The sequence below is a fragment of the Amycolatopsis decaplanina DSM 44594 genome (genome assembly GCF_000342005.1).
Taxonomy (GTDB): domain Bacteria; phylum Actinomycetota; class Actinomycetes; order Mycobacteriales; family Pseudonocardiaceae; genus Amycolatopsis; species Amycolatopsis decaplanina.
Map to the genome: position 1 here is coordinate 651,499 of NZ_AOHO01000048.1, position 25,671 is coordinate 677,169.

General features: G+C 67.2%; 39 protein-coding genes. 36 read left to right on the forward strand and 3 right to left on the reverse strand.

Annotated elements, in window-relative coordinates; translation table 11 throughout:
* Window positions 1–2: 2 nt before the first annotated feature.
* The 33 genes from rplD (at window position 3) to truA (ending at window position 18,894) form a co-directional block, all read left to right on the forward strand.
* The gene (gene rplD, locus H074_RS15760; protein ID WP_007031037.1) at window positions 3–689 is read left to right on the forward strand and encodes a 50S ribosomal protein L4; all 687 of its coding nucleotides are present in this window, start codon (window positions 3–5) and stop codon (window positions 687–689) included.
* Complete coding sequence (gene rplW / locus H074_RS15765; protein ID WP_005166778.1) at window positions 686–997, forward strand: 50S ribosomal protein L23; 312 nt, start codon at window positions 686–688, stop codon at window positions 995–997. The genes rplD and rplW overlap by 4 nt, the downstream gene beginning before the upstream one ends.
* Window positions 998–1,013: 16 nt before the next feature.
* The gene (gene rplB / locus H074_RS15770; RefSeq protein ID WP_005166779.1) at window positions 1,014–1,847 is read left to right on the forward strand and encodes a 50S ribosomal protein L2; all 834 of its coding nucleotides are present in this window, start codon (window positions 1,014–1,016) and stop codon (window positions 1,845–1,847) included.
* Window positions 1,848–1,865: 18 nt separating this feature from the next.
* The gene (gene rpsS, locus H074_RS15775; protein ID WP_003102083.1) at window positions 1,866–2,147 is read left to right on the forward strand and encodes a 30S ribosomal protein S19; all 282 of its coding nucleotides are present in this window, start codon (window positions 1,866–1,868) and stop codon (window positions 2,145–2,147) included.
* Between the two features lie 29 nt (window positions 2,148–2,176).
* Window positions 2,177–2,593: a 50S ribosomal protein L22 gene (rplV, locus tag H074_RS15780; RefSeq protein ID WP_007031038.1), complete on the forward strand. Its 417-nt coding sequence runs from the start codon at window positions 2,177–2,179 to the stop codon at window positions 2,591–2,593.
* Window positions 2,593–3,444: a 30S ribosomal protein S3 gene (gene rpsC / locus H074_RS15785; protein WP_007031039.1), complete on the forward strand. Its 852-nt coding sequence runs from the start codon at window positions 2,593–2,595 to the stop codon at window positions 3,442–3,444. The genes rplV and rpsC overlap by 1 nt, the downstream gene beginning before the upstream one ends.
* A 3-nt stretch (window positions 3,445–3,447) precedes the next feature.
* Complete coding sequence (gene rplP / locus H074_RS15790; RefSeq protein ID WP_005166782.1) at window positions 3,448–3,867, forward strand: 50S ribosomal protein L16; 420 nt, start codon at window positions 3,448–3,450, stop codon at window positions 3,865–3,867.
* Window positions 3,867–4,115 carry a 50S ribosomal protein L29 gene (gene rpmC, locus H074_RS15795; protein ID WP_007031040.1) on the forward strand — a complete coding sequence of 83 codons (249 nt, stop codon included), beginning with the start codon at window positions 3,867–3,869 and terminating at the stop codon, window positions 4,113–4,115. The genes rplP and rpmC overlap by 1 nt, the downstream gene beginning before the upstream one ends.
* Window positions 4,112–4,393, forward strand: a complete 282-nt coding sequence (rpsQ, locus tag H074_RS15800) for a 30S ribosomal protein S17 (protein ID WP_007031041.1) — start codon at window positions 4,112–4,114, stop codon at window positions 4,391–4,393. The genes rpmC and rpsQ overlap by 4 nt, the downstream gene beginning before the upstream one ends.
* Before the next feature lie 79 nt (window positions 4,394–4,472).
* Window positions 4,473–4,841, forward strand: coding sequence for a 50S ribosomal protein L14 (rplN, locus tag H074_RS15805; protein ID WP_005166785.1), 369 nt, complete (start codon window positions 4,473–4,475; stop codon window positions 4,839–4,841).
* A gap of 3 nt (window positions 4,842–4,844) precedes the next feature.
* Window positions 4,845–5,159, forward strand: a complete 315-nt coding sequence (rplX, locus tag H074_RS15810; protein WP_005166786.1) for a 50S ribosomal protein L24 — start codon at window positions 4,845–4,847, stop codon at window positions 5,157–5,159.
* Window positions 5,160–5,161: 2 nt separating this feature from the next.
* Window positions 5,162–5,725 carry a 50S ribosomal protein L5 gene (gene rplE, locus H074_RS15815; protein ID WP_007031042.1) on the forward strand — a complete coding sequence of 188 codons (564 nt, stop codon included), beginning with the start codon at window positions 5,162–5,164 and terminating at the stop codon, window positions 5,723–5,725.
* Between the two features lie 4 nt (window positions 5,726–5,729).
* The gene (locus H074_RS15820; RefSeq protein ID WP_005166789.1) at window positions 5,730–5,915 is read left to right on the forward strand and encodes a type Z 30S ribosomal protein S14; all 186 of its coding nucleotides are present in this window, start codon (window positions 5,730–5,732) and stop codon (window positions 5,913–5,915) included.
* A gap of 80 nt (window positions 5,916–5,995) precedes the next feature.
* Window positions 5,996–6,394 (forward strand): 30S ribosomal protein S8, encoded by a 399-nt coding sequence (rpsH, locus tag H074_RS15825; RefSeq protein ID WP_007031043.1) that lies wholly within the window; start codon window positions 5,996–5,998, stop codon window positions 6,392–6,394.
* 16 nt (window positions 6,395–6,410) lie between these two features.
* Window positions 6,411–6,950, forward strand: coding sequence for a 50S ribosomal protein L6 (rplF, locus tag H074_RS15830; protein ID WP_007031044.1), 540 nt, complete (start codon window positions 6,411–6,413; stop codon window positions 6,948–6,950).
* Window positions 6,951–6,952: 2 nt separating this feature from the next.
* Entirely contained in the window at window positions 6,953–7,351 is a 399-nt protein-coding gene (gene rplR, locus H074_RS15835) for a 50S ribosomal protein L18 (protein WP_007031045.1), read from the forward strand.
* A 31-nt stretch (window positions 7,352–7,382) separates the two neighbouring features.
* Window positions 7,383–8,027 (forward strand): 30S ribosomal protein S5, encoded by a 645-nt coding sequence (rpsE, locus tag H074_RS15840; RefSeq protein WP_007031046.1) that lies wholly within the window; start codon window positions 7,383–7,385, stop codon window positions 8,025–8,027.
* Between the two features lies 1 nt (window position 8,028).
* Entirely contained in the window at window positions 8,029–8,214 is a 186-nt protein-coding gene (gene rpmD, locus H074_RS15845) for a 50S ribosomal protein L30 (protein WP_007031047.1), read from the forward strand.
* Window positions 8,211–8,657: a 50S ribosomal protein L15 gene (gene rplO, locus H074_RS15850; protein ID WP_007031048.1), complete on the forward strand. Its 447-nt coding sequence runs from the start codon at window positions 8,211–8,213 to the stop codon at window positions 8,655–8,657. Before rpmD ends, rplO begins: the two co-directional genes overlap by 4 nt.
* 330 nt (window positions 8,658–8,987) lie before the next feature.
* On the forward strand, window positions 8,988–9,794 hold the full coding sequence (locus H074_RS15855) for a hypothetical protein (protein ID WP_235096774.1): 807 nt from the start codon (window positions 8,988–8,990) through the stop codon (window positions 9,792–9,794).
* Between the two features lie 50 nt (window positions 9,795–9,844).
* Window positions 9,845–10,477 (forward strand): LysE family translocator, encoded by a 633-nt coding sequence (locus H074_RS15860; protein ID WP_007031050.1) that lies wholly within the window; start codon window positions 9,845–9,847, stop codon window positions 10,475–10,477.
* Window positions 10,478–10,798: 321 nt separating this feature from the next.
* Entirely contained in the window at window positions 10,799–12,106 is a 1,308-nt protein-coding gene (secY, locus tag H074_RS15865) for a preprotein translocase subunit SecY (RefSeq protein ID WP_007031051.1), read from the forward strand.
* Window positions 12,103–12,657 carry an adenylate kinase gene (locus tag H074_RS15870; RefSeq protein ID WP_007031052.1) on the forward strand — a complete coding sequence of 185 codons (555 nt, stop codon included), beginning with the start codon at window positions 12,103–12,105 and terminating at the stop codon, window positions 12,655–12,657. The genes secY and H074_RS15870 overlap by 4 nt, the downstream gene beginning before the upstream one ends.
* A 44-nt stretch (window positions 12,658–12,701) precedes the next feature.
* Window positions 12,702–13,478: a type I methionyl aminopeptidase gene (gene map / locus H074_RS15875; RefSeq protein ID WP_039922464.1), complete on the forward strand. Its 777-nt coding sequence runs from the start codon at window positions 12,702–12,704 to the stop codon at window positions 13,476–13,478.
* A gap of 474 nt (window positions 13,479–13,952) precedes the next feature.
* A complete protein-coding gene (infA, locus tag H074_RS15880; RefSeq protein WP_005166804.1) occupies window positions 13,953–14,174 on the forward strand; it encodes a translation initiation factor IF-1 in 222 nt (73 codons plus the stop codon).
* Window positions 14,175–14,210: 36 nt separating this feature from the next.
* Window positions 14,211–14,324 carry a 50S ribosomal protein L36 gene (gene rpmJ / locus H074_RS15885; protein WP_004558882.1) on the forward strand — a complete coding sequence of 38 codons (114 nt, stop codon included), beginning with the start codon at window positions 14,211–14,213 and terminating at the stop codon, window positions 14,322–14,324.
* Window positions 14,325–14,529: 205 nt separating this feature from the next.
* Entirely contained in the window at window positions 14,530–14,910 is a 381-nt protein-coding gene (gene rpsM / locus H074_RS15890; RefSeq protein ID WP_005166805.1) for a 30S ribosomal protein S13, read from the forward strand.
* Window positions 14,907–15,092, forward strand: coding sequence for a hypothetical protein (locus tag H074_RS15895; protein ID WP_005166807.1), 186 nt, complete (start codon window positions 14,907–14,909; stop codon window positions 15,090–15,092). The genes rpsM and H074_RS15895 overlap by 4 nt, the downstream gene beginning before the upstream one ends.
* A gap of 18 nt (window positions 15,093–15,110) precedes the next feature.
* On the forward strand, window positions 15,111–15,518 hold the full coding sequence (rpsK, locus tag H074_RS15900) for a 30S ribosomal protein S11 (RefSeq protein WP_004558885.1): 408 nt from the start codon (window positions 15,111–15,113) through the stop codon (window positions 15,516–15,518).
* Window positions 15,519–15,541: 23 nt separating this feature from the next.
* Window positions 15,542–16,147, forward strand: a complete 606-nt coding sequence (gene rpsD / locus H074_RS15905) for a 30S ribosomal protein S4 (RefSeq protein ID WP_007031054.1) — start codon at window positions 15,542–15,544, stop codon at window positions 16,145–16,147.
* 127 nt (window positions 16,148–16,274) lie between these two features.
* Window positions 16,275–17,348, forward strand: a complete 1,074-nt coding sequence (locus tag H074_RS15910) for a DNA-directed RNA polymerase subunit alpha (protein WP_005166811.1) — start codon at window positions 16,275–16,277, stop codon at window positions 17,346–17,348.
* A gap of 75 nt (window positions 17,349–17,423) precedes the next feature.
* Entirely contained in the window at window positions 17,424–17,987 is a 564-nt protein-coding gene (gene rplQ, locus H074_RS15915; protein WP_007031055.1) for a 50S ribosomal protein L17, read from the forward strand.
* A 73-nt stretch (window positions 17,988–18,060) separates the two neighbouring features.
* Window positions 18,061–18,894 (forward strand): tRNA pseudouridine(38-40) synthase TruA, encoded by an 834-nt coding sequence (gene truA, locus H074_RS15920; protein WP_083920424.1) that lies wholly within the window; start codon window positions 18,061–18,063, stop codon window positions 18,892–18,894.
* Here the strand turns inward: truA and H074_RS15925 are convergent.
* The 3 genes from H074_RS15925 to eccE all read right to left on the reverse strand — a co-directional run bounded on the left by H074_RS15925 (window position 18,864) and on the right by eccE (window position 21,968).
* Window positions 18,864–19,823 carry an endonuclease domain-containing protein gene (locus H074_RS15925; protein WP_007031057.1) on the reverse strand — a complete coding sequence of 320 codons (960 nt, stop codon included), beginning with the start codon at window positions 19,821–19,823 and terminating at the stop codon, window positions 18,864–18,866. The two genes, truA and H074_RS15925, sit on opposite strands and share 31 nt — an antisense overlap.
* Window positions 19,824–20,067: 244 nt before the next feature.
* Complete coding sequence (locus H074_RS15930) at window positions 20,068–20,790, reverse strand: hypothetical protein (protein ID WP_007031058.1); 723 nt, start codon at window positions 20,788–20,790, stop codon at window positions 20,068–20,070.
* Window positions 20,787–21,968: a type VII secretion protein EccE gene (eccE, locus tag H074_RS15935; RefSeq protein WP_007031059.1), complete on the reverse strand. Its 1,182-nt coding sequence runs from the start codon at window positions 21,966–21,968 to the stop codon at window positions 20,787–20,789. Before eccE ends, H074_RS15930 begins: the two co-directional genes overlap by 4 nt.
* A gap of 540 nt (window positions 21,969–22,508) precedes the next feature.
* Here eccE and eccB point away from each other — a divergent pair.
* The 3 genes from eccB (at window position 22,509) to H074_RS15955 (ending at window position 25,659) form a co-directional block, all read left to right on the forward strand.
* Entirely contained in the window at window positions 22,509–24,122 is a 1,614-nt protein-coding gene (eccB, locus tag H074_RS15945) for a type VII secretion protein EccB (protein WP_083920422.1), read from the forward strand.
* A gap of 68 nt (window positions 24,123–24,190) precedes the next feature.
* Window positions 24,191–24,505 (forward strand): hypothetical protein, encoded by a 315-nt coding sequence (locus H074_RS15950; RefSeq protein ID WP_007031062.1) that lies wholly within the window; start codon window positions 24,191–24,193, stop codon window positions 24,503–24,505.
* A gap of 5 nt (window positions 24,506–24,510) precedes the next feature.
* Window positions 24,511–25,659 carry a WXG100 family type VII secretion target gene (locus tag H074_RS15955; RefSeq protein WP_007031063.1) on the forward strand — a complete coding sequence of 383 codons (1,149 nt, stop codon included), beginning with the start codon at window positions 24,511–24,513 and terminating at the stop codon, window positions 25,657–25,659.
* Window positions 25,660–25,671 lie beyond the last annotated feature (12 nt).

The following is a 25,671-nucleotide window of genomic DNA, read 5'->3' on the forward strand; positions in this document are numbered from 1 at the left end:
ACATGACCAGCGTCGAGCTGAAGACCCCGGCCGGTAAAGCCGACGGCACGGTCGAGCTCCCCTCGGAGATCTTCGACGTGCAGGCCAACGTGCCCCTCATGCACCAGGTCGTGGTGGCCCAGCTGGCCGCCGCCCGCCAGGGCACGCATGACACCAAGACCCGCGGTGAAGTCCGCGGTGGTGGCAAGAAGCCGTACCGCCAGAAGGGCACCGGCCGCGCCCGCCAGGGTTCGACCCGTGCGCCGCAGTTCACCGGTGGTGGCGTCGTCCACGGCCCCACGCCGCGTGACTACACCCAGCGGACCCCGAAGAAGATGAAGGCCGCCGCCCTGCGTGGCGCCCTCTCCGACCGGGCCCGTGCCGGACAGCTGCACGTCGTCACCGAACTGGTGACCGGCGAGAAGCCGTCCACCAAGTCCGCCAAGGCCGCCATCGCCGCGGTGACCCAGGCCAAGCGCGTTCTCGTGGTCCTGCACCGCGACGACGAGCTGAGCTGGAACTCCGTGCGCAACCTGGCCGAGGTCCACATCATCACGCCCGACCAGCTCAACACCTACGACGTGTTGGTCAACGACGACGTGGTGTTCACCAAGGCCGCTTACGACGTGTTCGTCGCCGGTCCCGTCCGGGGCAAGGGCGCGAAGGCCAGCGCGCGGTCGAGCGAGGTTGAAGGGAGTGACGAGCAGTGAGTGCGATCGCCATCCCCGATCCCCGCGACATCTTGCTCGCGCCGGTGATCTCCGAGAAGTCCTACGGGCTGCTCGAGGACCACAAGTACACGTTCATCGTCCGCCCGGACGCCAACAAGACCCAGATCAAGATCGCGGTCGAGAAGGTGTTCGGCGTCAAGGTGGTCAGCGTCAACACGGCCAACCGCCAGGGCAAGCGTAAGCGGACTCGCGCCGGCTTCGGCAAGCGCAAGGACACCAAGCGCGCCATCGTGACTCTTTCGGCTGAGAGCAAGCCGATCGAGATCTTCGGCGGACCCACCGCGTAAAGGACTGAGCTGACACATGGGCATCCGCAAGTACAAGCCGACGACCCCGGGTCGTCGCGGTTCCAGCGTCTCCGACTTCGCCGAGATCACTCGGTCCACCCCGGAGAAGTCGCTGCTGCGTCCGCTGAGCAAGTCCGGCGGCCGTAACTCCAGCGGCAAGATCACCACCCGGCACAAGGGTGGTGGCCACAAGCGCGCGTACCGGCTGATCGACTTCCGCCGGAACGACAAGGACGGCGTTCCCGCCAAGGTCGCGCACATCGAGTACGACCCCAACCGGTCCGCTCGTATCGCGCTGCTGCACTACGCCGACGGCGAGAAGCGCTACATCATCGCCCCGGAGAAGCTCAAGCAGGGTGACACGGTCGAGAACGGCCCCCGCGCCGACATCAAGCCGGGTAACAACCTGCCGCTGCGCAACATCCCGGTCGGCACCGTGATCCACGCGATCGAGCTCCGCCCCGGTGGCGGCGCGAAGATGGCGCGGTCCGCCGGTGCCAAGGTGCAGCTGGTGGCGAAGGACGGGCCTTACGCCCAGCTTCGTCTCCCCTCGGGCGAGATCCGCAACGTCGACGTGCGCAACCGCGCCACCATCGGCGAGGTCGGCAACTCCGAGCACTCCAACATCAACTGGGGCAAGGCGGGCCGTAACCGCTGGCGCGGCAAGCGCCCCACCGTCCGTGGTGTCGTCATGAACCCGGTCGACCACCCGCACGGTGGTGGTGAGGGTAAGACCTCCGGTGGTCGCCACCCGGTGAACCCGAACGGAAAGCCCGAAGGCCGCACCCGCCGCCGCAAGGCCTCCGACGCCATGATCGTCCGCCGCCGGCGTACCGGCAAGAAGCGCTGAGCAGGGAGGTAGAAGAACATGCCACGTAGCCTTAAAAAGGGCCCCTTCGTGGACGACCACCTGCTCAAGAAGGTGGACGCTCTCAACGAGTCGGGCAAGAAGACCGTGATCAAGACGTGGTCGCGTCGCTCCACGATCATCCCGGATTTCCTGGGTCACACGATCGCTGTGCACGACGGCCGCAAGCACGTCCCGGTGTTCGTCACCGAGGCGATGGTGGGTCACAAGTTGGGCGAATTCGCGCCGACTCGGACCTTCAAGGGCCACATCAAGGACGACCGCAAGTCGCGCCGCCGCTGAGCGGGCACGAGAGAACAAGGAAGCTAGCGATGAACGCCCAGAACGACGTGGCCGAGGCTTTGCCGACGGCTTACGCGCGGGCTCGCTTCGTCCGGGACTCGCCTACCAAGGTGCGCCGGGTGATCGAGCTGATCAAGGGACGTAGCGCCGCCGACGCCTTGGCCGTGCTCCAGTTCGCCCCGCAGGCGGCAAGCGAGCCGGTCGCGAAGGTGCTCGCCAGCGCCATGGCCAACGCCGAGAACAACCTCGATCTCGACCCGGACACCCTCTGGGTCAAGAACGCCTACGCCGACGAGGGCCCGACCCTCAAGCGCATCCGTCCGCGGGCCCAGGGCCGCGCGTACCGGATCCGCAAGCGGACCAGCCACATCACCGTCGAGGTGGAGTCGCGTCCGAAGGCCGAGGCCAAGAAGGCACAGGGCAAGAAGAAGGCAGGTGGCCGGTAGTGGGCCAGAAGATCAACCCGCACGGCTTCCGCCTGGGTATCACCACGGACTGGAAGTCGCGTTGGTACGCCGACAAGCAGTACGCGGAGTACGTGGCCGAGGACGTCAAGATCCGGAAGCTGCTGTCCACGGGCATGGAGCGCGCCGGGATCTCCAAGGTCGAGATCGAGCGCACCCGTGACCGGGTCCGCGTCGACATCCACACCGCCCGGCCGGGCATCGTCATCGGCCGCCGCGGCGCGGAGGCCGACCGCATCCGCGGCGCGCTGGAGAAGCTGACCGCCAAGCAGGTTCAGCTGAACATCCTCGAGGTCAAGAACCCCGAGGCCGACGCCCAGCTCGTCGCGCAGGGTGTCGCGGAGCAGCTGAGCAACCGTGTGGCGTTCCGCCGCGCGATGCGCAAGGCGATCCAGACCTCGATGCGCTCGCCGCAGGTCAAGGGCATCCGCGTGCAGTGCGGCGGTCGTCTCGGTGGTGCCGAGATGTCCCGCTCCGAGCACTACCGCGATGGCCGCGTCCCGCTGCACACCCTGCGCGCCGACATCGACTACGGCTTCTTCGAGGCCAAGACGACGTTCGGTCGCATCGGCGTGAAGGTGTGGATCTACAAGGGCGAGCTCGTGGGTGGCCTCAAGGCCAAGGAGGCGCGTGACGCCGCCGCGGCCGCCGAGCGCGCCCCGCGCCGTGACCGTGGTGACCGTCCGTCCCGACCGCGCCGTTCCGGCTCGTCGGGCACGACGCCGACCTCGACCGAAGCCGGCCGGGCCGCTGCCGCCGCCAAGAGCGACGACACCACCCCCGCGGCCACCGAGGCCCCGGCTGCTGAGACTGCAGAAAAGACGGAGGGCTGACACGTGCTCATCCCGCGCAGGGTCAAGCACCGGAAGCAGCACTCCCCGAAGCGCCACGGTGCCGCCAAGGGCGGTACGAAGGTGAACTTCGGCGAGTACGGCATCCAGGCGCTTGAGCACAGCTACGTGACCAACCGGCAGATCGAGTCCGCTCGTATCGCCATGACGCGTCACATCAAGCGTGGCGGCAAGGTGTGGACGACCATCTACCCGGACCGCCCGCTGACCAAGAAGCCGGCGGAAACCCGCATGGGTTCCGGTAAGGGTTCGCCCGAGTGGTGGATCGCCAACGTGAAGCCGGGCCGCGTGATGTTCGAGATCTCGTTCCCGAACGAGGAGACCGCCCGCGAGGCGCTCCGTCGCGCGATCCACAAGCTGCCCATGAAGTGCCGCATCGTGACCCGTGAAGGTGGTGAGTTCTGATGGCGAAGGCAGGTGCCGCCCAGGCATCGGAGCTGCGTGAGCTCACCGCGGAAGAGCTCGTTCTGCGTCTGAAGGAATACAAGGAGGAGCTCTTCAACCTCCGTTTCCAGATGGCGACCGGACAGCTCGACAACAACCGCCGTCTGCGCACCGTCCGTACGGACATCGCGCGGATCTACACGGTCATGCGCGAGCGTGAACTCGGCCTGTCCGTTTCCCCTGACGCCGAGAGTGAAGGTGCCGCATGAGCGAGCAGCCCAACGCTGAGGCGGCCCCCCGCAACGACCGCAAGGTCCGTGAGGGTTACGTCGTCTCGGACAAGATGAACAAGACGATCGTGGTCGAGCTCGAGGACCGCAAGAAGCACCGTCGTTACGCCAAGGTTCTCCGCAGCACCAGCAAGGTCAAGGTGCACGACGAGAACAACGAGGCGGGCGTGGGCGACCGGGTCACCCTGATGGAGACCCGCCCGCTGTCGGCGACCAAGCGCTGGCGTCTGGTGCAGATCGTGGAGAAGGCCAAGTAAGTAGGGCTCTTTTTGAGTCCCTTAGTTCCGCAAGGCTCGCGATTCGACGCGAGAACCAGCGCGACATACAGGAGTAGACGTGATCCAGCAGGAGTCGCGGCTTCGGGTTGCCGACAACACGGGCGCGAAGGAGATCCTTTGCATCCGCGTTCTCGGCGGCTCGGGGCGGCGCTACGCGGGCATCGGCGACATCATCGTCGCCACCGTGAAGGACGCCATGCCGGCTGCGGGCGTGAAGAAGGGTGACGTCGTCAAGGCGGTCATCGTTCGCACGCGCAAGGAGCGCCGTCGTCCGGACGGTTCTTACATCCGCTTCGACGAGAACGCTGCTGTGCTCATCAAGAACGACAATGAGCCCCGCGGCACCCGCATCTTCGGGCCGGTCGGCCGCGAGCTGCGCGACCGAAAGTTCATGAAGATCATTTCGCTCGCGCCGGAGGTGTTGTAGAGCATGAAGGTGAAGAAGGGCGACACGGTCGTCGTCATCGCCGGCAAGGACAAGGGTGCCAAGGGCAAGGTCATCCAGGCCTACCCCGAGCGCGAGCGCGTGCTGGTCGAGGGCGTGAACCGGATCAAGAAGCACACGCGGATCTCCCAGACCCAGCGCGGCGCGCAGTCCGGCGGCATCGTCACGCAGGAAGCGCCCATCCACGTCTCGAACGTGATGGTCGTCGACTCCGACGGCAAGCCGACCCGGGTGGGCTACCGCATCGGCGAGGACGGCAAGAAGGTCCGGGTCTCGCGCCGGAACGGTAAGGACATCTGATCATGACCACCGCAGAGAAGATCGCCCCGCGCCTCAAGGTGCGGTACCGCGAGGAGATCAAGGGACAGCTCCAGCAGGAGTTCTCCTTCGAGAACGTCCACCAGATCCCGGGCGTCGTCAAGGTCGTCGTGAACATGGGTGTCGGTGACGCCGCCCGTGACAGCAAGCTGATCGAAGGCGCCATCCGCGACCTGGCCGCGATCACCGGGCAGAAGCCCGAGGTCCGCAAGGCTCGCAAGTCCATCGCGCAGTTCAAGCTGCGCGAGGGCCAGCCGATCGGCGCGCGCGTCACGCTGCGCGGCGACCGGATGTGGGAGTTCCTCGACCGGCTGCTGACCATCGCGCTGCCGCGTATCCGTGACTTCCGCGGGCTTTCGCCGAAGCAGTTCGACGGCAACGGCAACTACACGTTCGGTCTCAACGAGCAGTCCATGTTCCACGAGATCGACCCGGACGCCATCGACCGCCCGCGCGGTATGGACGTCACTGTCGTCACCACCGCCAACACCGACGACGAGGGCCGCGCGCTGCTTCGCAAGCTCGGCTTCCCGTTCAAGGAGAACTGAGTCGATGGCCAAGAAAGCACTGGTCCACAAGGCCGCGAAGACGCCGAAGTTCAAGGTTCGCGGTTACACGCGCTGCCAGCGGTGCGGTCGCCCGCACTCGGTGTTCCGCAAGTTCGGGCTCTGCCGGATCTGCCTTCGCGAGATGGCACACGCGGGCGAGCTGCCCGGCGTCCGCAAGTCCAGCTGGTAAGAGTCTTTTTTAACTCCCACTTCGCCACAGGCCTTGCAGCGATTGCAGGGAACCAGGGCGAGAAAGGTTGACAGGTCACCATGACGATGACCGACCCCATCGCAGACTTCTTGACCCGTCTGCGTAACGCGAACTCGGCTTACCACGACGAGGTCGTGCTTCCCCACTCGAAGATCAAGGCGAACATCGCCGAGATCCTCAAGCGCGAAGGCTACATCTCGGGCTACCGCGACGAGCCGGGCGAGAAGCACAAGAACCTCGTCGTGGAGCTGAAGTACGGCCCCAACCGTGAGCGCAGCATCGCCGGCCTCCGCCGCGTGTCCAAGCCCGGCCTGCGGGTCTACGCAAAATCGACCGAACTGCCGTCGGTTCTCGGTGGCCTCGGCGTCGCGATCATCTCGACGTCGTCCGGCCTCCAGACCGACCGTCAGGCCAAGCGCAACAGCGTGGGCGGCGAAGTCCTCGCCTACGTCTGGTAAGGAAGGGGGCAAAGACATGTCACGCATTGGAAAGCTGCCGGTCGCCGTCCCCTCCGGGGTCGAGGTGACCATCGAAGGTCAGCAGATCAAGGTCAAGGGGCCCAAGGGCACCCTTGAGCACACCATCGCCGAGCCGATCACCGTGGAGCGCGCCGAAGACGGCACGCTGCAGGTGAAGCGTCCCGACGAGGAGCGCACCAGCCGTGCCCTGCACGGTCTCACCCGGACGCTGGTCAACAACCTCGTCGTCGGTGTGACCGAGGGCTACGAGAAGAAGCTCGAGATCCACGGTGTCGGTTACCGCGTGCAGGCCAAGGGCTCGGACCTCGAGTTCGCCCTCGGCTACAGCCACCCGGTGAAGATCGAGGCCCCGGAAGGCATCACCTTCAAGGTCGAGACCCCCACCCGGTTCTCGGTCTCGGGCATCGACAAGCAGAAGGTCGGCCAGATCGCCGCGGTCATCCGCAAGCTGCGCCGCCCGGACCCGTACAAGGGCAAGGGCCTGCGCTACGAGGGTGAGAAGATCCGCCGCAAGGTCGGAAAGACGGGTAAGTGATCATGAGCGACACGACTACGAAGCGCAAGCCGGTCGGCAAGGACATCTCGACCCGCCGCCGCGTCGCGAAGGCCCGTCGGCACTTCCGCCTTCGCAAGAAGATCAACGGCACGGACCAGCGTCCGCGCCTGGTCGTCAAGCGTTCGTCGCGGCACATCGCCGTGCAGCTGATCGACGACCTCGCCGGCAAGACCCTGGCGTCGGCGTCCACCCTCGAGGCGGACGTTCGCGCGCTGGAAGGCGACAAGAAGGCCAAGGCCGCCAAGGTCGGGGAGCTCGTCGCCGCCCGCGCCAAGAACGCCGGCGTCTCGACCGTGGTGTTCGACCGTGGTGGCAACGCCTACCACGGCCGCATCGCGGCGCTCGCCGACGCTGCCCGTGAGGCGGGGTTGGAGTTCTGATGCAGATGCTCGTGAATGGAAGGAAAGCCTGATGCCGGGACGTACACGGCAATTCGGCGGCGGCCAGGGCGGACCCGGCGGGCAGGGCGGCAACGACCGCAATGACCGTCGCGACCGCCGGGACCGGCGCGACAGCGGCCGTGGCGGGGCCGGCCAGGAAAAGACCCCGCACCTCGAGAAGGTCGTGACGATCAACCGCGTCGCCAAGGTCGTCAAGGGTGGTCGTCGCTTCAGCTTCACCGCTCTGGTGGTCGTCGGTGACGGCGACGGTCAGGTCGGCGTCGGCTACGGCAAGGCCAAGGAAGTTCCCGCGGCCATCGCCAAGGGCGTCGAGGAAGCGAAGAAGAACTTCTTCCGCGTTCCCCGCGTCGCCGGCACCATCCCCCACCCGATCCAGGGTGAGGAAGCCGCCGGTGTCGTGCTGCTCCGTCCGGCCTCGGCCGGTACCGGTGTCATCGCCGGTGGCCCGGTGCGCGCGGTCCTGGAGTGCGCGGGTGTCCACGACGTGCTGTCGAAGTCGCTCGGCTCCGACAACGCGATCAACATCGTGCACGCGACCGTGGCGGCCCTGAAGGGCCTGCAGCGTCCCGAAGAGGTCGCGGCCCGCCGTGGTCTCCCGCTCGAGGACGTCGCCCCGGCTCGGATGCTGCGCCAGCGTGCCGGCCAGGGGGTCTGACATGACTCAGCTCAAGGTGACCCAGGTCAAGAGCAAGATCGGCACGAAGCACGCTCACCGCGAGTCGCTGCGCACCCTCGGGCTGCGCAAGATCCGCCAGAGCGTCGTGCGTGATGACACTCCCGAGGTGCGCGGCCTTATCCACACCGTCCGCCACCTGGTGGAGGTCGAGGAGGTCAAGGCATGACTGCCATCAAGATCCACCACCTTCGTCCGGCTCCGGGCGCGAAGCGCGACAAGATCCGCGTCGGCCGTGGTGAGGGCTCGAAGGGCAAGACCGCCGGTCGCGGTACCAAGGGCACCAAGGCCCGGAAGAACGTGCCCGCCGGTTTCGAGGGTGGGCAGATGCCCATCCACATGCGGCTGCCGAAGCTGCGTGGCTTCAAGAACCGGTTCCGCACCGAGTACCAGCCGGTGAACGTGGGCGACATCGCCCGCGTCTTCCCGGACGGTGGCAAGGTCGGCGCCGAGGAGCTCGTCGCGAACGGTCTGGTCCGCAAGGGCAAGCTCGTGAAGGTGCTCGGCAACGGCGACGTGAACGGCGTCAAGCTGGACGTCACCGCCGACGCTTTCTCCGGCTCCGCCAAGGAGAAGCTCGCCGCCGCCGGTGGCTCCGCCACCACGCTCTGAGCTCGCTCCCGCTTCACCCGGCTCCCTCCGCTTCGCTGCGGGAGCCTCAGCTTCACCGAAAGGCCCGCCCGGCTCCGCCCGGCGGGCCTTTCGCTTGCGCTCACTCCGCCGCCGACCTGCGTTTAGCGGCCTAACCGCGATCTGGCCCCTTTCGCCCGGCGCTCCCGTCGACTTGCGTTTAGCCCCCTAATCGCGATCCCGGCCGCGGACAGCCTTTTCAGCCCCGACCCGCGTTTAGCGGGCTAAACGCGCTCCGCTGGTCGCCCAGGTGCCCGCCGCCCGGATCGCGGTTAGCCCGCTAAACGCACGTCGGCCACCGGAACCGCGAGCGTGGCGGCAGGGGTCCTGAGCTGGAAGGATTGTCAGGTGGCCATACCTCCTGGGCAGGATCCGCAGCCCTTTCAACAGCAGCCGGACGCCCCACCGATGGTCGTATCGGTTTCAGGTCCCATGGATCCCACGGACGAACCAAAGCGGTCCGGCCGGCTTGAGCCTCGCAGGCTCGTCGCAGCGGGACTGTCCGCTCTGGCCCTGGTGCTGACCCTCATGGGTTGCTTCTTCCCACTCGTCAACACCGAGCATCGGCTCGGCTTCGATTCCAGCGAGCAGGTCGTGCTCGTGTTCGTGCAAGGCGCGTGGGACATGACGGTGAATCAGGTCGGCCAACCCACCTTCACCACCTCGACGTCGCCTGTCGGTATCCCGCTCCTGATCGCCGCGACAATCCTCCTGGCGGCCACCGTCGTCAGCGCGCGCGTAGCCGGGCTCCAACGTCCGGGCGCTTTGGACAGATGGCTCACCACCATCGCGGCGGTCTTCCTGGCCGGAGTCGTCATCAGTGTCGCCACGCTGGGATACGGACGGCAGATGGGAGAGGGCATCGAGGTGAGCCAGAGCTTGGGAGCGGGTATGTGGGCCCTCTTCGCCGCGACGGTCGCCGCTGCGGGCGCGGCTGTCATGAGCCACCGCGTCCAGGAGAACGAGTTCCCGGTGAGCGGTGATCCGGGGCTCGCGGACATGCCCACACCGAAGGACGGCATCTCCATCACGGTCCTCCCACCGGAGCCGCAGCCGCAGACACCCGACTATTCGGCCTTCGCGCCTCCGCCGGTTCCCGGCGCGAAAGAGCGCGATTAGCCCGCTAAACGCGCTCGCGGTCGCCGATACGGTGGGGGAGGAGGTGGCCGATGACTTGGGCGGTGGTCTTTTTCGGAGCGGCGGTGCTCGTGGCTTTTACGCCAGGGGCGAACAATCTGCTCGGCCTGCATCACGGCATGACACAGGGAGTCTGGAAAGGGCTCGCCGGTCTGTTAGGCCGATTGGCCGCATTCACGGTATTGATCGCGGCAGTCGCCGCGGGGCTCGGACAGCTCCTCGCGGCTTCCGAGCTTGCACTCACGGTGATCAAATGGGCGGGCGTCGCCTATCTGGTCTGGCTCGGCGGGCGTCTGCTGTGGTCGACGTTCCGTACCGGGCGAACCGCGCATGTCCAGGCCCCGCGAAGCACTGAATCCGTACCGGCGCCGCGGATCGCGAGGAAGGAATTCGTCGTCGCGATCACGAATCCGAAGGCGATCCTCATCTTCACCGCGTTCGTGCCCCAGTTCATCGACGCAGCTCATGGCTCCTTTTCCGCCCGGATCGCGATTCTCGGCACCGTCTACCTGCTCGCCGAGTTCGTCGCGGGCGCGACCTACATCGGTGCGGGCGCGCTCGTGAAGTCGTTCCGGCTGTCCCGCCGGGCGACTCGCAACGTCGACCGCGGCACCGGCGTCGTGCTCCTCGGCATGGCGGGCGCCCTCGCCGCTTCGAGCTCCTGAACACGCTCCCTGATCACAGTGCGTTTAGCAGGCTAAGTGCGATCCGGTGGGGGCCAGGAAAATGAGAAACGGTAGGGCTATCTGTCAAGGTTCCGGAGCGAGAAGCACAAGTCGATCGACCCCGCGGACCAACCTTCGTCCGGAAAACCCACACGCACTGCGGACACGCCCTGTGAAGCTGTTAGAGTCGGCGGCACGCTTCGGGACGAGTGTGCCCCGAAGCGTTCCTGGCTTGTGCCAGAAACTGTGTGTTCCCGCCGGCCCAGGCCGGCCAAGCCGATCGTCGGTCAGACAGCCGACGACGCCGAGGAGGTTCCCCGCGTGCTCAGCGCCTTCCGCTCGGCTCTAGCGACGCCGGATCTACGTAAGAAGATCCTGTTCACGCTAGCCATCGTCGCGGTCTACCGAATCGGTGCCACCATTCCGGCCCCGGGCATCTCGTATTCCGCCGTGCAGCAATGCACGGAGACCGGGTCGCAGGAGGGCGTCTATCAGCTGCTGAACCTGTTCAGTGGCGGTGCACTGCTGCAGCTGTCGCTGTTCTCGACCGGCATCATGCCGTACATCACGGCGAGCATCATCGTCCAGCTCCTCACCGTGGTCATCCCGCGGTTCGAGGAACTGAAGAAGGAAGGCCAGGCCGGCCAGGGCAAGCTGACCCAGTACACCCGGTACCTGACGATCGCCCTCGCGGTCCTGCAGGCCACCGGTGTGGTGGCGCTTGCCGACCGCAAGCAGCTCTTCCCGCAGTGCGACACCGCGATCATCCCGGACAACAGCGTCTACACGCTGGCCATCATCGTCATCACGATGACCGCCGGTACGGCCGTCATGATGTGGCTGGGTGAGCTGATCACCGAGCGCGGCGTCGGCAACGGCATGTCCGTCCTCATCTTCCTGAACATCGCGGCCCGGATCCCGATCGAGGGTGGCAACATCCTCAGCAGCGCGGGTGGCGTCGTCTTCGCCCTGATCTGCGTGTTCGGCCTGGTGATCATCGCCAGCGTCATCTTCGTCGAGCAGGGCCAGCGCCGGATCCCGGTGCAGTACGCCAAGCGCATGATCGGCCGCCGCATGTACGGCGGGACCTCGACCTACCTGCCGATCAAGGTGAACCAGGCCGGTGTCATCCCGGTCATCTTCGCCTCGTCGCTGCTCTACCTGCCGGACCTGATCAGCCGCCTCGTCGGCGACGCCAACAGCAACGCGGGCTGGCAGGTCTTCATCCAGAACTACATCGTCAACCAGTCCAGCTGGGCGCACGTCCTGCTGTACTTCGCGTTGATCATCTTCTTCACGTACTTCTACATCACGATCACGTTCAATGTGGACGAGCGTGCGGAAGAAATGAAGAAGTTCGGTGGCTTCATCCCGGGTATCCGCCCGGGCCGTCCCACCGCGGAGTACCTCAGCTACGTCCTCGGCCGCATCACCCTGCCGGGCTCGCTGTACCTGGGCATCATCGCGATCCTTCCGAACTTCTTCCTGTCCGTCACCGGCAGCGGGAACAACCAGAACTTCCCGTTCGGTGGCACGGCTGTGCTGATCATGGTCGGTGTCGGTCTCGACACCGTGAAGCAGATCGAAAGCCAGCTGATGCAACGTAACTACGAAGGGTTCTTGAAGTGACGCGCCTGGTTCTCGTTGGCCCTCCTGGCGCGGGCAAAGGTACTCAGGCGGTAGCACTGTCGGAGAAGCTCCGGATCCCGCACATCTCGACCGGCGATCTGTTCCGCGCGCACGTGGGTGAGCAGACGCCGCTGGGACAGGAAGCCAAGCGCTACCTGGATTCCGGTGAACTCGTGCCCGACTCGGTCACGAACGAGATGGTGCGCGAGCGCCTCGCCGAACCCGACGCCAAGGTCGGTTTCCTGCTCGACGGGTTCCCCCGGAACACGAAGCAGGCCGATGTCCTCGGTGAGATCCTCGGCGAGGTCGACACCAAGCTCAACGCGGTCATCCAGCTCCAGGTCTCGGAAGACGTCGTCGTCGAGCGGCTGCTGTCCCGCGGCCGCTCGGACGACACCGAAGAGGTCATCCGTCGTCGTCAGCAGATCTACGTGTCCGAGACGGCTCCGCTGCTCGAGTACTACGCGGACATCCTGGTTACGGTCGACGGCGTCGGCTCGGTCGACGAGATCTCCGCCCGCGTGCTGGAAGCGCTGCGCGACCGCACGTGAACCTCGGAGGACTGCGTGTACTGCAACGGCTTCGTCGTGGGCGCATGATCGAACTCAAGACTCCTGGCGAGCTCCAGGCGATGAGGGCCGCCGGTCTGGTCGTCTGGCGCACCCTCACCGCGGTGCGCGAGATCGCCAAGCCTGGAGCGACCACGGCCGATCTCGACGAACTCGCCGAGCAGACGATCCGCGACGCCGGCGCGGTGCCCTCGTTCAAGGGGTACCACGGCTTCCCGGCGTCGATCTGCGCTTCGGTGAACGAGCAGATCGTCCATGGCATCCCGTCGAAGACGCAGGTCCTGAACGACGGCGACATCATCTCCGTGGACTGCGGCGCCATCCTCGACGGCTGGCACGGCGACTCCGCGGTCACTCTCGCGATCGGCGAGGTGTCGAAGGCGGATCTCGCGCTCTCGGCCGCCACCGAGGCGGCGATGTGGGCGGGGATCGCCGCAGTGTCGTCCGGTGGGCGGCTCACGGACATCTCGCACGCTGTGCAGACCGCGGCCGAGAAAGCCGGCCGGGAAGACGGCATCGAGTACGGGATGATCGTCGAGTACGGCGGTCACGGCATCGGGCGCCAGATGCACATGGACCCGTTCCTGCCGAACCTGGGCAAACCGGGCAAGGGACCGCGGCTCAAGACCGGCATGGCGCTCGCGATCGAGCCCATGCTGACCGGTGGCGGCGGGGAGACCGTCGAGCTCGAGGACGGGTGGACCGTCGTGACCGCGGACGGCTCGCGGGCCGCGCACTGGGAGCACACCGTCGCCATCACCGACGACGGCCCGTGGGTGCTGACCGCCCCCGAAGACGCCTGACCTCGGCCTTCGGCCCCCCGGATCGCGTTTAGCCCGCTAAAGGCGAATGTGCCCCGGAGCGCGGTTAGGCCGCTAAACGCAAGTCCGCCCGCTGGCCGGCGCAGCGCCCGGACCCGCCGTCGAGGCGTCCGGCCGCTGCCTCTATCGGGTGCACCACGCCCGTCGAGCGTGCCAGGTCACGGGTCTGCCGGATCGCGGTTAGGCCGCTAAACGCAGGTGGGCGCGGGCGTATGATGGTGGGGCTTACGTCCGGCGGGTCCAGGGGTCACCTAACACAGTCACCCCCCGTTTGGGGCTCACGACACGGGTTGCGTACACTGTCAAGTCGGTGTACTCATCGCGCCCGGATCCTGCGCGCTCGTGAATTCTCGCGAACGGACATTGGAGCCGGGCAGGAGTGTGCCGAAGCACCACCCAGCCAAGCACTCAAGCTTTGACTGATCACACAGTGTAGCGACAGGAAATGCGGAGGACATGGGCAAGAAAGACGGGGCCATCGAGGTCGAAGGCCGCGTAGTCGAGCCGCTCCCCAACGCGATGTTCCGCGTCGAGTTGGAGAACGGCCACAAGGTCCTTGCACACATCAGTGGCAAGATGCGGCAGCACTACATCCGCATCCTGCCCGAGGACAGGGTTGTCGTGGAGCTCTCGCCCTACGACTTGTCACGTGGTCGCATCGTCTACCGCTACAAGTGATCACGACGAGTTAGCACAAGCAGGAGAGCAGGAGACGTGAAGGTCCAGCCGAGCGTCAAGAAGATCTGCGACAAGTGCAAGGTGATCCGCCGTCACGGCCGGATCATGGTGATCTGCGAGAACCTGCGGCACAAGCAGCGGCAGGGCTGATCACTCGCACTCGTACAGAGTGGATTGACGGCTACACAATCTCCCCGCACCTGCCGGGCCGTGCGAACGGCCCGGTTCACCCCCGGACTTCAGGCCGGGGCCGGGACACCCGAAGCGCAAGCCGAGGGCACGACAGGCGAGTCGGTCCCGGGACCGGACGGGGAGCAGACCTGGAGATGAATTCTATGAAGGAGCATCAACGCCAATGGCACGACTCGCTGGCGTAGACCTCCCCCGCGAAAAGCGGTTGGAGATCGCGCTGACCTACATCTACGGCATCGGCCGTACCCGCTCGAAGCAGCTCATCGCGGCTGCCGAGCTCAACGCGGACACTCGCGTCAAGGATCTGAGCGATGACGACCTCGCCAAGCTGCGGGTCTACATCGAGGAGAACTTCAAGGTCGAGGGTGACCTTCGCCGTGAGGTGAACGCCGACATCCGTCGGAAGATCGAGATCGGGTGCTACGAGGGCCTTCGCTGGCGTCGCGGACTTCCCGTCCGTGGTCAGCGCACCAAGACGAACGCCCGCACCCGTAAGGGTCCGAAGAAGACGGTCGCCGGCAAGAAGAAGGCTGGCAAGAAGTGAGCGTCCAGGGCAAGAAGGTCGTGCGGATGGGCGGCGTTCATCGCCGCGGCTCGGCTTGTGTCTCGCCCAAGGCGCTCTACGCCCGCCCGATGGCGCTCCGCAACCTGTACACCGACGCCGGTTCGATCATCCGGCGCGGCCAGGCCGAAGCGGTCGCCGCTCACCAAGAGAACGCGCGCTAACAGGAGAACCCTCAGAACATGCCACCGAAGTCTCGTACTGCGGCGGGGGCCAAGAAGGTCCGCCGTAAGGAAAAGAAGAATGTCGCGCACGGTCACGCGCACATCAAGAGCACCTTCAACAACACCATCGTCTCGATCACGGACCCGACCGGTGCCGTGATCGCGTGGGCGTCGAGTGGTCACGTGGGCTTCAAGGGCTCGCGTAAGTCCACCCCGTTCGCCGCGCAGATGGCCGCCGAGAACGCCGCCCGCAAGGCTGCCGAGCACGGCATGAAGAAGGTCGACGTCTTCGTGAAGGGCCCGGGTTCGGGTCGCGAGACGGCGATCCGCTCGCTGCAGGCGGCCGGCCTCGAGGTCGGCACCATCCAGGACGTGACCCCGCAGCCTCACAACGGCTGCCGCCCGCCCAAGCGGCGCCGGGTCTGAGGAACGGGGAGGAGTAAGAAGAAATGGCTCGTTACACCGGCCCCGCGACGCGTATTTCGCGTCGCCTCAAGGTTGACCTCATCGGCGGCGACCAGGCTTTCGAGCGTCGCCCCTACCCGCCGGGCCAGCACGGCCGCGGGCGCATCAAGGAGTCCGAGTACCTCCTGCAGTCGCAGGAGAAGCAGAAGGCTCGCTACACCTACGGCGTTCTCGAGCGTCAGTTCGTCCGGTACTACAAGGAAGCCGTCCGGCGTCCGGGTAAGACCGGTGAGAACCTGCTGCAGATCCTCGAGTCCCGTCTGGACAACGTGATCTACCGCGCCGGCATCGCCCGCACCCGCCGTCAGGCGCGTCAGCTGGTGAGCCATGGCCACTTCCTGGTCAACGGCGTCAAGGTCAACGTCCCGTCCTACCAGGTCACGAAGTGGGACATCATCGACGTGCGGCCGAAGTCGTTCGCGATGCTGCCCTTCGTCGCGGCCAAGGAGTCCTTCGGCGAGCGTCCCGTTCCCGCGTGGCTCCAGGTCGTTCCGTCCAACCTCCGTGTGCTGGTCCACCAGCTCCCGGAGCGCGCTCAGATCGATGTTCCGGTCCAGGAACAGCTGATCGTCGAGCTGTACTCGAAGTGATCCATCATCGGGCCGGGGTTTCCCCGGCCCGATGTGGGCACGGGCGGCGGCGCCCGGAGTGCGCCGCCGCTTCGCCATCCCTTTCGGTGTCATATGGCGGGCGCCGTTTGGAAAGGAATTAGGAAAGATGCTGATTTCCCAGCGACCGGCTCTCGGCGAAGAGACGGTCAACGAGACCCGCTCCCGGTTCACCATCGAACCGCTGGAGCCCGGCTTCGGCTACACGCTCGGCAACTCGCTGCGGCGCACGCTGCTGTCGTCCATTCCGGGCGCGGCCGTGACGAGCATCCGCATCGACGGCGTGCTGCACGAGTTCACCACCGTTCCCGGGGTGAAGGAAGACGTCACCGACATCATCCTGAACCTCAAGGAGCTCGTGGTCTCCTCGGAAGAGGACGAGCCGGTCACCATGTACCTGCGCAAGCAGGGCCCCGGTGAGGTCACCGCCGCCGACATCGTGCCCCCGGCCGGTGTCACCGTGCACAACCCGGATCTGCACATCGCGTCGCTGAACGGCAAGGGCAAGCTCGAGATCGAGCTCGTCGTCGAGCGCGGCCGCGGTTACGTTCCGGCCCTGCAGAACAAGCAGGCGGGCGCGGAGATCGGCCGGATCCCGGTCGACTCCATCTACTCCCCGGTGCTGAAGGTGACCTACAAGGTCGAGGCGACTCGTGTCGAGCAGCGCACCGACTTCGACAAGCTGATCCTGGACGTGGAGACGAAGCCGTCGATCACGCCGCGGGACGCTGTCGCGTCGGCCGGTAAGACGCTGGTGGAGCTGTTCGGTCTCGCGCGCGAGCTGAACGTCGACGCCGAAGGCATCGAGATCGGCCCGTCGCCGCAGGAGGCGGACACCATCGCCGCCTACGCGATGCCGATCGAGGACCTGGACCTCACCGTCCGGTCGTACAACTGCCTCAAGCGCGAGGGCATCCACACCGTCGGCGAACTGGTCTCGCGCAGCGAGGCCGACCTGCTGGACATCCGCAACTTCGGTGCGAAGTCGATCGACGAGGTCAAGCTCAAGCTCGTCGGTCTCGGCCTCGCGCTGAAGGACAGCCCGCCCGGGTTCGACCCGACCGCGGCCGCGGCCAGCTACGACGGTGAAGGCTGGTCCGAGGGCGTCGACAGCATCACGGACGGAATTTCGGACAACGGCCACGACGATGGCCAGGACTACGCAGAGACGGAGCAGCTGTAAGGCCAGCCACGGCTCCCTCACCGGTAGGGGTGGGGGAGCCCCGGCCTCCAGCTGTGAGCTGAACGAGGAGAACCGATGCCCACCCCCACAAAGGGACCCCGTCTCGGCGGGTCGCCCGCGCACGAACGGCTGATCCTGGCCAACCTGGCCACCCAGCTGTTCGAGCACGGCAAGATCACGACGACCGAGGCGAAGGCCCGGCGGGTGCGCCCGCTGGCCGAGAAGCTGATCACGAAGGCGAAGCGGGGCGACCTGCACAACCGTCGTCAGATTCAGCGCGTCGTGCGCGACAAGGACGTCGTGCACAAGCTGATCGCCGAAATCGGCCCGTTCTTCGCGGAGCGCCCGGGTGGCTACACCCGGATCACCAAGACGATGGCGCGCAAGGGCGACAACGCCCCCATGGCCGTGATCGAGCTGGTGGCCGAGAAGACCGTCACCGCCGAGGCCGAGGCCGCGCGCAAGACGAAGTTCGCCAAGGACGAGCCGAAGGCTGCCGCCCCGGCCGCCGAGGAGACCACCGAGGCCCCTGAGGTTGCCGACACGGCCGCCACCGAGGCTCCGGAGGTCACCGAGGCTCCCGCCGCCGACGAGGCCGCTGAGGCCCCCGCCGCGGACGCGGACAGCAAGAAGGACTGACGTCCTGACGGCACCGAACACCCCGGACGAGCCCGCCACTCCCACTGCGGAGGGCGGGCTCGTTCGTCTGCGTCTGGATGTTTCCTACGACGGCACCGAGTTCTCCGGTTGGGCGCGGCAGCCCGGACGGCGCACGGTCCAGGGAGTCCTCGAAGAGGCGCTCGCGAAACAACCTCCAGGGGCCTCGGTCCCGAAGTCCGTCGTGGTCGCCGGCCGCACCGATGCCGGTGTGCACGCGTCCGGCCAGGTGGTCCACGTCGACGTGTCGCCTTTAGCGGGCAAAACGCGATCCGGTCGCCTGGAGCTGGACGAGCGGGGCATTCCTGACCTGGGACGGATGCGCCACCGCTGGAATCGGTACCTGCCGGGTGACGTGCGGGTGCTGGATGCCCGGGTGGCGGCACCCGGGTTCGACGCGCGGTTCTCGGCCGTGCGGCGTCACTACCTTTACCGCGTTTCGGACGCGCCATGGGGCGTGGATCCGTTGAGACGTCACGACACTCTGGCCTGGGGCCGTCCGCTCTCGGTCGACGCGATGAATGAGGCTTCGGCGGCTCTCTTGGGGCTCCAGGATTTCGCGGCCTTCTGCAAACAGCGCGAAGGCGGGACGACCATTCGCGAGCTGCAGCGCCTTGTTTGGCGGCGGATCGGACCGTACGCGGTCGAGGTCGCAGTCTCTGCCGACGCGTTCTGCCACTCGATGGTGCGCAGCCTGGTGGGTGCGCTGCTCTTGGTCGGTGACGGCCGTCGTCCGGCCGATTGGCCCGGTGATGTCCTGGAGAGCCGGACGCGCGATAGCGCAGTCGCACCCGCACACGGCCTGACGTTGATGGCCGTCGACTACCCGCCGGACGCCGAACTCGCCGCCCGTGCCGATCAAACGCGCGCCATGCGCACTCCCTCCTGATCCGGCCGCGGCGCGGTTAGCGGGCTAAACGCGCGGCGGCGGGCCTGCCAGACGGCCTCGACGATGCCCTTGAAGTCGTTCGCCAGGTCTTCCGCGGTGACGATGACGAAACGCCAGCCCTCGGCCTCCACTCGTCTTCGGCGTTTTCGGTCGTGGGCTCGTTGCTTCGGCGTGTTGTGCCATCGGCCGTCGTACTCGATGGCGACTCGGTACTTCTCGTCCCCGAGGTCGAGACGAGCGAGGAAATGACCGGTCCGTGCAACGACCTTGAGCTGAGGTGTCGCTGTGATGCCGCCGGCGGCCAGCACGATACGGAGTTCCGATTCCGGAGGCGACTCCGCGCGAGGATCGGACAGGCGTAAAGCATGCCTGGCCAAGCGGATTCCCCGATTGCGGCGCCCGTAGAACTCCCCGTTGAGGCGCAGATCGGTCAGGTTCTCGGCTCTCATGTACTGGTCCAGATCCGGGACGCCGATGCGGAGCCGTCGTACCCACCCGGATTTGCGGGGAGAAAGCCGGAGCAGAAGATCCAGTGCGATTCGGCTTTTCCGCGCGATGCGAATGCCGTTCCATGGCCTCGATTCTTCAGGTTTGACTTCGGTACGCCGAACCTTGATGCCGACAATCGGCCCGAAGCGATTCTTCTCCGGTACGACCATCTCGACCGGATCGTTGGGCTTGGCCAGCTCGACGCCGTGAACGGTCGCGGCCGATCGCCCGGTCAGCACTGCTTCCGGAGGCGCCAGCAGTGCGGCGCCTCGGCAACGCAGCTCGTGCGTGACCTCGACGTCAGCGCGCGTGTAGACGTCTTGGAACAGCCTCCGGACACTCGAGCCACGCAGTTGGCTGGCCGTGATGAGGCCCGCCTTGCGCGCCTCTGATCCGCGGAAGACATCGGGGAGATGAGATGAATCGAAGGGTTTGGTCATATCGACACGGTGACCGACAAGACCGACACCCCCTGGCCGTCACTGCCTATTCGAGGGTGGTTTATCCACAACCCCCGGCTTATCCACAGTCGGCGGGATTACCCCTTGACTGCTAAACCCCACGCCCCGCGTCGCGTTTAGCGGCCTAAGCGTGACGCGGGCAGGACGCAAAACGGGGGCACTGTCCGATATGGACAGTGTCCCCGCAGAGCACACTTAGCCCGCTAAAGTCGACGCGGGCGGGTTAGTCGCCGCGGCGTACAGGGCCCAGGATCTGCTGCTCTTTCGCCGTGGTGACCAGGCGAAGAGGACGCCAGAGGTTCCGGCCCAAAGCGACGACCTGGTCGTCCTTCAACGTCGTGAGCTGCTTCATCATCTGCGGCGGGAGCCGCCAGATCCGCGCGGCCAGCTCGGCCTGCCCCGGCGGGAGCCGCTGCATCAGCACCAGGTCGGCCGCGTTCGCGGTCGCCCCGGCCTGCGGGTGCAGGTACGGCAGCACGTAGACCGTCGTCTGCCACGGCGACCGCGGCGGGAACAGGTCCTGCGGTGTCGGGCCACCGTCGGTCACCACCAGCAGCGGCGCGTCCTCGGACGGGCGCGGGAGGTCCACCGGCGACAGCCGCCGGATCTGCACCAGCGGCGAAGGCCTGCCGTTGGGCTGATTTCCCGCGGCCTGCGGGAGCACCTGCCACGCGGCCGGACGCCCGGTCGCCACGACGACCCACGCCCCGACCGCCATCGCCCGCAGCGCCACCTGGCGGGCCAGATAGAGACCACCGACCAGCACGATCCGGGTGGGCGTCGAGCGCAGCGCGGAGATCGTCAGCGGCTCACCCTTGAGTCCTGAGCCGAGGACGATCCCGCCTCGGTCACCGGACGGGCTGATCGCGTCGAGCATCGCCGGGTCGACGGTGAACTCCGGGGCGACACCGGCGCTCTGGCCGGCGTCGCGCATGCGGGTGCTCATGCCGTGCCTCCGATCGGCAAAGTCGCGGAGAACCCGGAGATCTGCAGGCCGCGCAGCGGCGTCAGCGTCACACCCAGCCGATCCGAGATGCCCTGCAGCCGCTGGTCGGCCGCGTCCAGTTCACGCGGGTTCCGCGCGCTCAGTCGAACGATTCCCCGCAGTCCGATCTTGCCTTCGTCCGCGGACGGCGAAATCGACATAGCCACCGTCGCCGACAGCGCGCGAACACTGGTCAGCGCGTTCAGGCTGCCGCTGATCTTGCCCTTCGGCCAGCTGGTGATCGCGTAGCTCGCGTGCCCGATGCCCGCCGCGGTGACGCCGGTCCAGCGTTCCTGCAGACCGACCTTCCCCTGCGAACCGGCGACGGCGGTCAGCTCCGCGGCCGAAATACTGGACCGCAACAGCTCGTCCGGATCGAGCGGCCGGGTCGGCACACCCTGCGATTCCAGGGCGTTGCGCACCCGCGAGAGCGCGCCGATCAGCGCGCGATGCGCACCGACGACTCCGCCGCCACGTTCGCGGATGGCGGCCGGGCACCGGCGCGGGTCGAGCCGGATGGCGACCCAAGTCGTCCGCCGCGCGGCCGCGGGAAGCGGGCCGAGCACCTCCATGTAGGAGCTGAGGGCCGGCGAGTCCGACGGAAGCGCGGCACTGCCCGGGTAGCAGTGCCAGATCATCTGGATCGAGTCGAGGACCACACCGCGGTCTTCGAGGCACGGCGCGAGCGCGGACAGCGGCAGGCTCGGCGCGCCACCCGCCTGGGTGATCAGCGCGGGCGCGGGTTCGACGAGCAGGACAGCGGTCCACGTCCCGTCGTTCCATGCGATGCCGACCTGCTGGCGTTCGTGGTCCACACCGTGCGCGACGACGAGATCGGGAACGGCGAGGCGAAGCAGGTTCACGCGGGCGTCGTCGGGGCCGGTGACGGCGTCCTCTTCGGCGGCGAGCGACTCGATGCTGCTCGGCGGAAGCGGATTCGCCACACGATCGTGCGAACGGAGCATGTACCGCATGGTGAGTCCAGCCCATTGGGTGAACCAGCGGCCGCCCCAGCGCAGGAACGCGATGATGATCGCTAACCCGAGTACGCCGATCGCGACGTACTTCAGCTTCATGTCGATGGCCAGCAGGACGAGGCCGATCGCGAGCCCGAGTTCGAGCACGACCAGATTCGCCACGGGCAGCGGGCCGAGGTTGATCCCGCCGGTCCGGCGCCGCGCGGGCGCGGCGATCCGTGCCGCCGGAGCGGGCGGAGGGCCGGACTGCGGGCCGGGGCCGCCGGGCGGGGGACCGCCCGGGCCGCCTGGTCCTCCCGGACCACCAGGTCCGCCGGGGCCCTTGGGGCCTCCGGGACCACCGGGGCCGCCAGGACCCTGCGGTCCGCCAGGCCCTCCAGGGCCGCCCGGGCCCCCGGGACCGCGAGGAACACCGGGACCTCCCGGGCCTCCGGCCGGGCCGCCCGGACCACCCGGTCTGCCGGGCCTTGGCGGCGGCCCCGGCGGACGACCAGGAGGTTGCGGCCCCGGAGGGCCGGGCGGACGTGGAGGAGTGGTGACGGACATCCGCGCTTTCTCTTCCCCTCGTGCTTGCTGCGTACCCGGAAAGCCGGTCCCGAGGAACTTGACACTAGCTGGAGTTGGTAGAAACCCCACACCAGACGGTCCCCGTACGGCTATCCTGCGGAACCGTACCGCGACGGGGAGGACTGTAGGTCGAGAATGCCATCAACACCGACTACTAAGTCTCAAGTTCAGGCTTATCAGTTCGTTCTGCGACGGATGCAATCCGCGCTGGTCCGTCGCGACGCCGTCATGCTCCACGATCCGATGCGCACGCACACACGGGCCACCATCGTGGGTGTCGTGCTGGCCGCGCTGGGCGTCCTGGTCTTCGTCATCTGGGGCCTGCTGAGCCCGAAGCCCTCCGTGCCGGAGGCGGGCAACATCGTCATCGGCGAGCAGTCCGGAACGGTGTACGTCGTGGCCGGAAACCCGAAGAAACTGATTCCGACTTTCAACCTCGCTTCCGCGCGGCTGCTGATCATCGCGCAATCGAAGCAAGGGGCGCAGCAGTCGGGCAGCAAGCCTTCCGGGCCCGCGCAGGCATCCGAAGTGAAGAACCCCACAGTCGTTTCGGATGAACAGCTGAAGAACATTCCCCGGGGCCAGCTCATGGGCATTCCCAACGGCCCGCAGCTGATGCCGACGGACACCCAGCGCGCCTCCCCGGACTGGGGCGTGTGCGACGAGGTCATGTACGACCCGTCGGTACCCCAGCCGGACCTCTCGAAGACGGAGACGACCGTCTACGCGGGCGTGAAGCAGCTCGGGAACCGCGAACTCGGCCAGAACGAAGCCTTGCTGGCCAAAGGCGCCAACGGTCGGGAGTACCTGATCTACCGGCAGAAGCCGGACCCCAACCTCCGGAACGCGAACGCCGTCAAGGCCGAGATCAAGGTCGACGCCAACGCCGTCCGTTCCGCGTTGAAGCTGTCCGATCAGCCCCGCGGTATCTCCCAGGGCCTGCTGGACGCGATTCCCGAGGTGCCGGAGCTGAAGCTCCCGGACGTTCCGGGCAAGGGCGAGAGCCCCAACTACGAGATCGAAGGCATGAAGGTCGGCGACGTCTTCTCGACGGAGCAGGCCGAAGGGCGCAAGGACTTCTACCTCATCACGAGGGAAGGCATCCAGGCCATTTCCCCGGCCGTCGCGGACATCGTGCAGACCGGGAAGAACGACGGCAGCACCTCGGTCATGTCCGTGCCGCTGGGCAAGATCCGCAACCTCACACGTGTCTCCCAGGTCGTCGAGCTCGATGCCTACCCCCAGACCGTGCCGACGGTGCTCAACGCGACCCAGGGTTCCCGGGTCTCCTGCCTGAGCTGGTCCATCACGGGCGAAGGCGCCGGCCGGGACGGGCACACGGCGGTGTTCGTCGACGACAAGCTGCCGAAGGGCAGGAACGCCGACGGATCCGCCCCGGGCGTCAAGATCGGCACCCCCGGTCCGGTCGGCGCGCCGATCAACAGCTTCTACATGGAGCCCGGCTTCGCGGCCGTCGTCCAGTCGGCGACCGGCAAGGAAACCTTCGACAAGGGACCGATTCAGCTGATCTCCGATCGCGGGATCCGCTACGGCGTCCCCGACGCCGTCACGGCGGATTCGATCGGGCTCAACAAGCGGGTACCCGCGCCCGAGTCCATCGTCAGGATCCTGCCCACCGGGGCTTCGCTGAACACGCAGGACGTGCTCCGGACGTTCGACACGGTGCCGATCGACGACAGGGCCGGTTCGGTCGTCACGCAGTCGCAGCAGGCTCCGGCGGGTAACTGATCACGGGAACCCCTCGGACGGCGCGAGCGTCTCAACGCCCGAGCGGTATCGGGTGAGTGGAGGGTGCAGTGGCCGGCCTGAAGATCGACGGCAGTGCCGTCGGTGACTATGCGAAGCGGGTGGACGCGGCCGCCGGAGAGCTCGATCTGGCGGCCGCGGAGGTGACGGGAGAGGGTGTCACCGTCGAGTCCTACGGCACGCTGGGGGAGGAACTAGGCCTTGGCGCGTCCTACGGGCGCGCGGCCGAGGCCATCCGGCGTCAGCTTGTGGAAGGCGCGGCCGCGTTGAGGTCGGCGTCGGAGGCCCTGCACACGGTGACCGCGCGGCATGCCGGGCACGACGACGAGGCCGCGCAGATGATCAAGCGCGCCGTGGAGCTCTGAACCGCATGATCGCCGAGTCGGAGAACCCGACGGATTCCATCCCGCACCCGATGGCGGCCGCACGCCCCACTGCTCCCGCGGCGCCCCCGATCACGGTTAGCCCGCTAAACGCGACAGGCTCGGGCGGTGAGGAGCTGGTCGAGGCCGCGGCACCGCATCTCGCCTTCGTTTCGGAGCTGTCCGGCCATCTGGGGCTGATCGATCCGGTCGAGACCTATCTGACCCCGCTGGCTGGGCGCTGGGAGGACTTGAAGGTCGAGGCGGACCTGCTCCGGAAAGCGGCGAAGACCGCGGGCAACGTGTCGAAAGAGCTGTCCGAGGACCTCGGGCGCCTCGACGCCGGGTGGTCAGGCAAGGACGCTGACGCGTTCGTCGCGTACATCGTGGACATCAACGCCGCGGGTTCTGATGTCGAAGACGCCCTCACCACGCTGGCGAGCTCGCTCGACGAGCTGGTGCTGTCGATCCGTCGCATCCTGACCGACCTCGTCGAGGTACTGGTCGACACGGCGGAACTGACCTCCGAGACCGCGATGCTGCCGGTCGGCGGCGTCCGGCGGGCGCGAACCCAGCTGGAAGAGGCGCAGGAGTCGGCCAAAGCGCTGTTCGAAGCCGCTCGTAACGTCCTCGAAGGCTTCGCGCGGTTTTGCGACGGCGTCGACGATCCTGACGCCGGTTCGCGGAGCATCGAGATCGCTCACCGGTACCCGCAGGACGAGTTCAAGCTCCACGACGAATCCGAGGCGCACGGTGCGCCGGTGCCGGAGAAGGCCGCCGCAGAGGCGGATTCCGGTGCCGCGTCCGAGGAACAGTCGACGGCGCCGTCCGCGGCCGACGGCAGGCAGACCGGATCGCAGGAACCTCTGATCGAACAAGGGCAGGCACTGATCCCGGAGGTCGCGCCCGTTCAGGCCGCTCCGGCTCACGGACAGGGTGTCGCCGGGGCCGGATCGGCGATGATGCCGATGGGGATGGCGCCCATGATGGGGATGGGCGGCATGGGCGGGGGAGGCCAGACGGCTCACCAGTCGAAGACGCGGCCCGCGTCGAAGCCGTCCGATGTGGTCGGCGAGCCCGGTCAGGTCGTCCCGCCCGTGATCGGCGAGGACGAGACCCCGGCGAAGCCCGCTCCGAAGCCCAAGCCCGCCAAGTAGGTGCCCCCAGGG

What these genes read in the sequence shown, in the direction of transcription:
- rplD (WP_007031037.1), top strand. Translation starts at nt 3, where the DNA reads ATGACCAGCGTCGAGCTGAAGACCCCGGCCGGTAAAGCCGACGGCACG.
- rplB (WP_005166779.1), top strand. Translation starts at nt 1,014, where the DNA reads ATGGGCATCCGCAAGTACAAGCCGACGACCCCGGGTCGTCGCGGTTCC.
- rpsS (WP_003102083.1), top strand. Translation starts at nt 1,866, where the DNA reads ATGCCACGTAGCCTTAAAAAGGGCCCCTTCGTGGACGACCACCTGCTC.
- rplV (WP_007031038.1), top strand. Translation starts at nt 2,177, where the DNA reads ATGAACGCCCAGAACGACGTGGCCGAGGCTTTGCCGACGGCTTACGCG.
- rpmC (WP_007031040.1), top strand. Translation starts at nt 3,867, where the DNA reads ATGGCGAAGGCAGGTGCCGCCCAGGCATCGGAGCTGCGTGAGCTCACC.
- rpsQ (WP_007031041.1), top strand. Translation starts at nt 4,112, where the DNA reads ATGAGCGAGCAGCCCAACGCTGAGGCGGCCCCCCGCAACGACCGCAAG.
- rplX (WP_005166786.1), top strand. Translation starts at nt 4,845, where the DNA reads ATGAAGGTGAAGAAGGGCGACACGGTCGTCGTCATCGCCGGCAAGGAC.
- rplE (WP_007031042.1), top strand. Translation starts at nt 5,162, where the DNA reads ATGACCACCGCAGAGAAGATCGCCCCGCGCCTCAAGGTGCGGTACCGC.
- H074_RS15820 (WP_005166789.1), top strand. Translation starts at nt 5,730, where the DNA reads ATGGCCAAGAAAGCACTGGTCCACAAGGCCGCGAAGACGCCGAAGTTC.
- rpsH (WP_007031043.1), top strand. Translation starts at nt 5,996, where the DNA reads ATGACGATGACCGACCCCATCGCAGACTTCTTGACCCGTCTGCGTAAC.
- rplF (WP_007031044.1), top strand. Translation starts at nt 6,411, where the DNA reads ATGTCACGCATTGGAAAGCTGCCGGTCGCCGTCCCCTCCGGGGTCGAG.
- rplR (WP_007031045.1), top strand. Translation starts at nt 6,953, where the DNA reads ATGAGCGACACGACTACGAAGCGCAAGCCGGTCGGCAAGGACATCTCG.
- rpsE (WP_007031046.1), top strand. Translation starts at nt 7,383, where the DNA reads ATGCCGGGACGTACACGGCAATTCGGCGGCGGCCAGGGCGGACCCGGC.
- rpmD (WP_007031047.1), top strand. Translation starts at nt 8,029, where the DNA reads ATGACTCAGCTCAAGGTGACCCAGGTCAAGAGCAAGATCGGCACGAAG.
- rplO (WP_007031048.1), top strand. Translation starts at nt 8,211, where the DNA reads ATGACTGCCATCAAGATCCACCACCTTCGTCCGGCTCCGGGCGCGAAG.
- H074_RS15860 (WP_007031050.1), top strand. Translation starts at nt 9,845, where the DNA reads ATGACTTGGGCGGTGGTCTTTTTCGGAGCGGCGGTGCTCGTGGCTTTT.
- map (WP_039922464.1), top strand. Translation starts at nt 12,702, where the DNA reads ATGATCGAACTCAAGACTCCTGGCGAGCTCCAGGCGATGAGGGCCGCC.
- infA (WP_005166804.1), top strand. Translation starts at nt 13,953, where the DNA reads ATGGGCAAGAAAGACGGGGCCATCGAGGTCGAAGGCCGCGTAGTCGAG.
- rpsM (WP_005166805.1), top strand. Translation starts at nt 14,530, where the DNA reads ATGGCACGACTCGCTGGCGTAGACCTCCCCCGCGAAAAGCGGTTGGAG.
- rpsK (WP_004558885.1), top strand. Translation starts at nt 15,111, where the DNA reads ATGCCACCGAAGTCTCGTACTGCGGCGGGGGCCAAGAAGGTCCGCCGT.
- rpsD (WP_007031054.1), top strand. Translation starts at nt 15,542, where the DNA reads ATGGCTCGTTACACCGGCCCCGCGACGCGTATTTCGCGTCGCCTCAAG.
- H074_RS15910 (WP_005166811.1), top strand. Translation starts at nt 16,275, where the DNA reads ATGCTGATTTCCCAGCGACCGGCTCTCGGCGAAGAGACGGTCAACGAG.
- rplQ (WP_007031055.1), top strand. Translation starts at nt 17,424, where the DNA reads ATGCCCACCCCCACAAAGGGACCCCGTCTCGGCGGGTCGCCCGCGCAC.
- H074_RS15925 (WP_007031057.1), bottom strand. Translation starts at nt 19,823, where the DNA reads ATGACCAAACCCTTCGATTCATCTCATCTCCCCGATGTCTTCCGCGGA.
- H074_RS15930 (WP_007031058.1), bottom strand. Translation starts at nt 20,790, where the DNA reads ATGAGCACCCGCATGCGCGACGCCGGCCAGAGCGCCGGTGTCGCCCCG.
- eccB (WP_083920422.1), top strand. Translation starts at nt 22,509, where the DNA reads ATGCCATCAACACCGACTACTAAGTCTCAAGTTCAGGCTTATCAGTTC.
- H074_RS15955 (WP_007031063.1), top strand. Translation starts at nt 24,511, where the DNA reads ATGATCGCCGAGTCGGAGAACCCGACGGATTCCATCCCGCACCCGATG.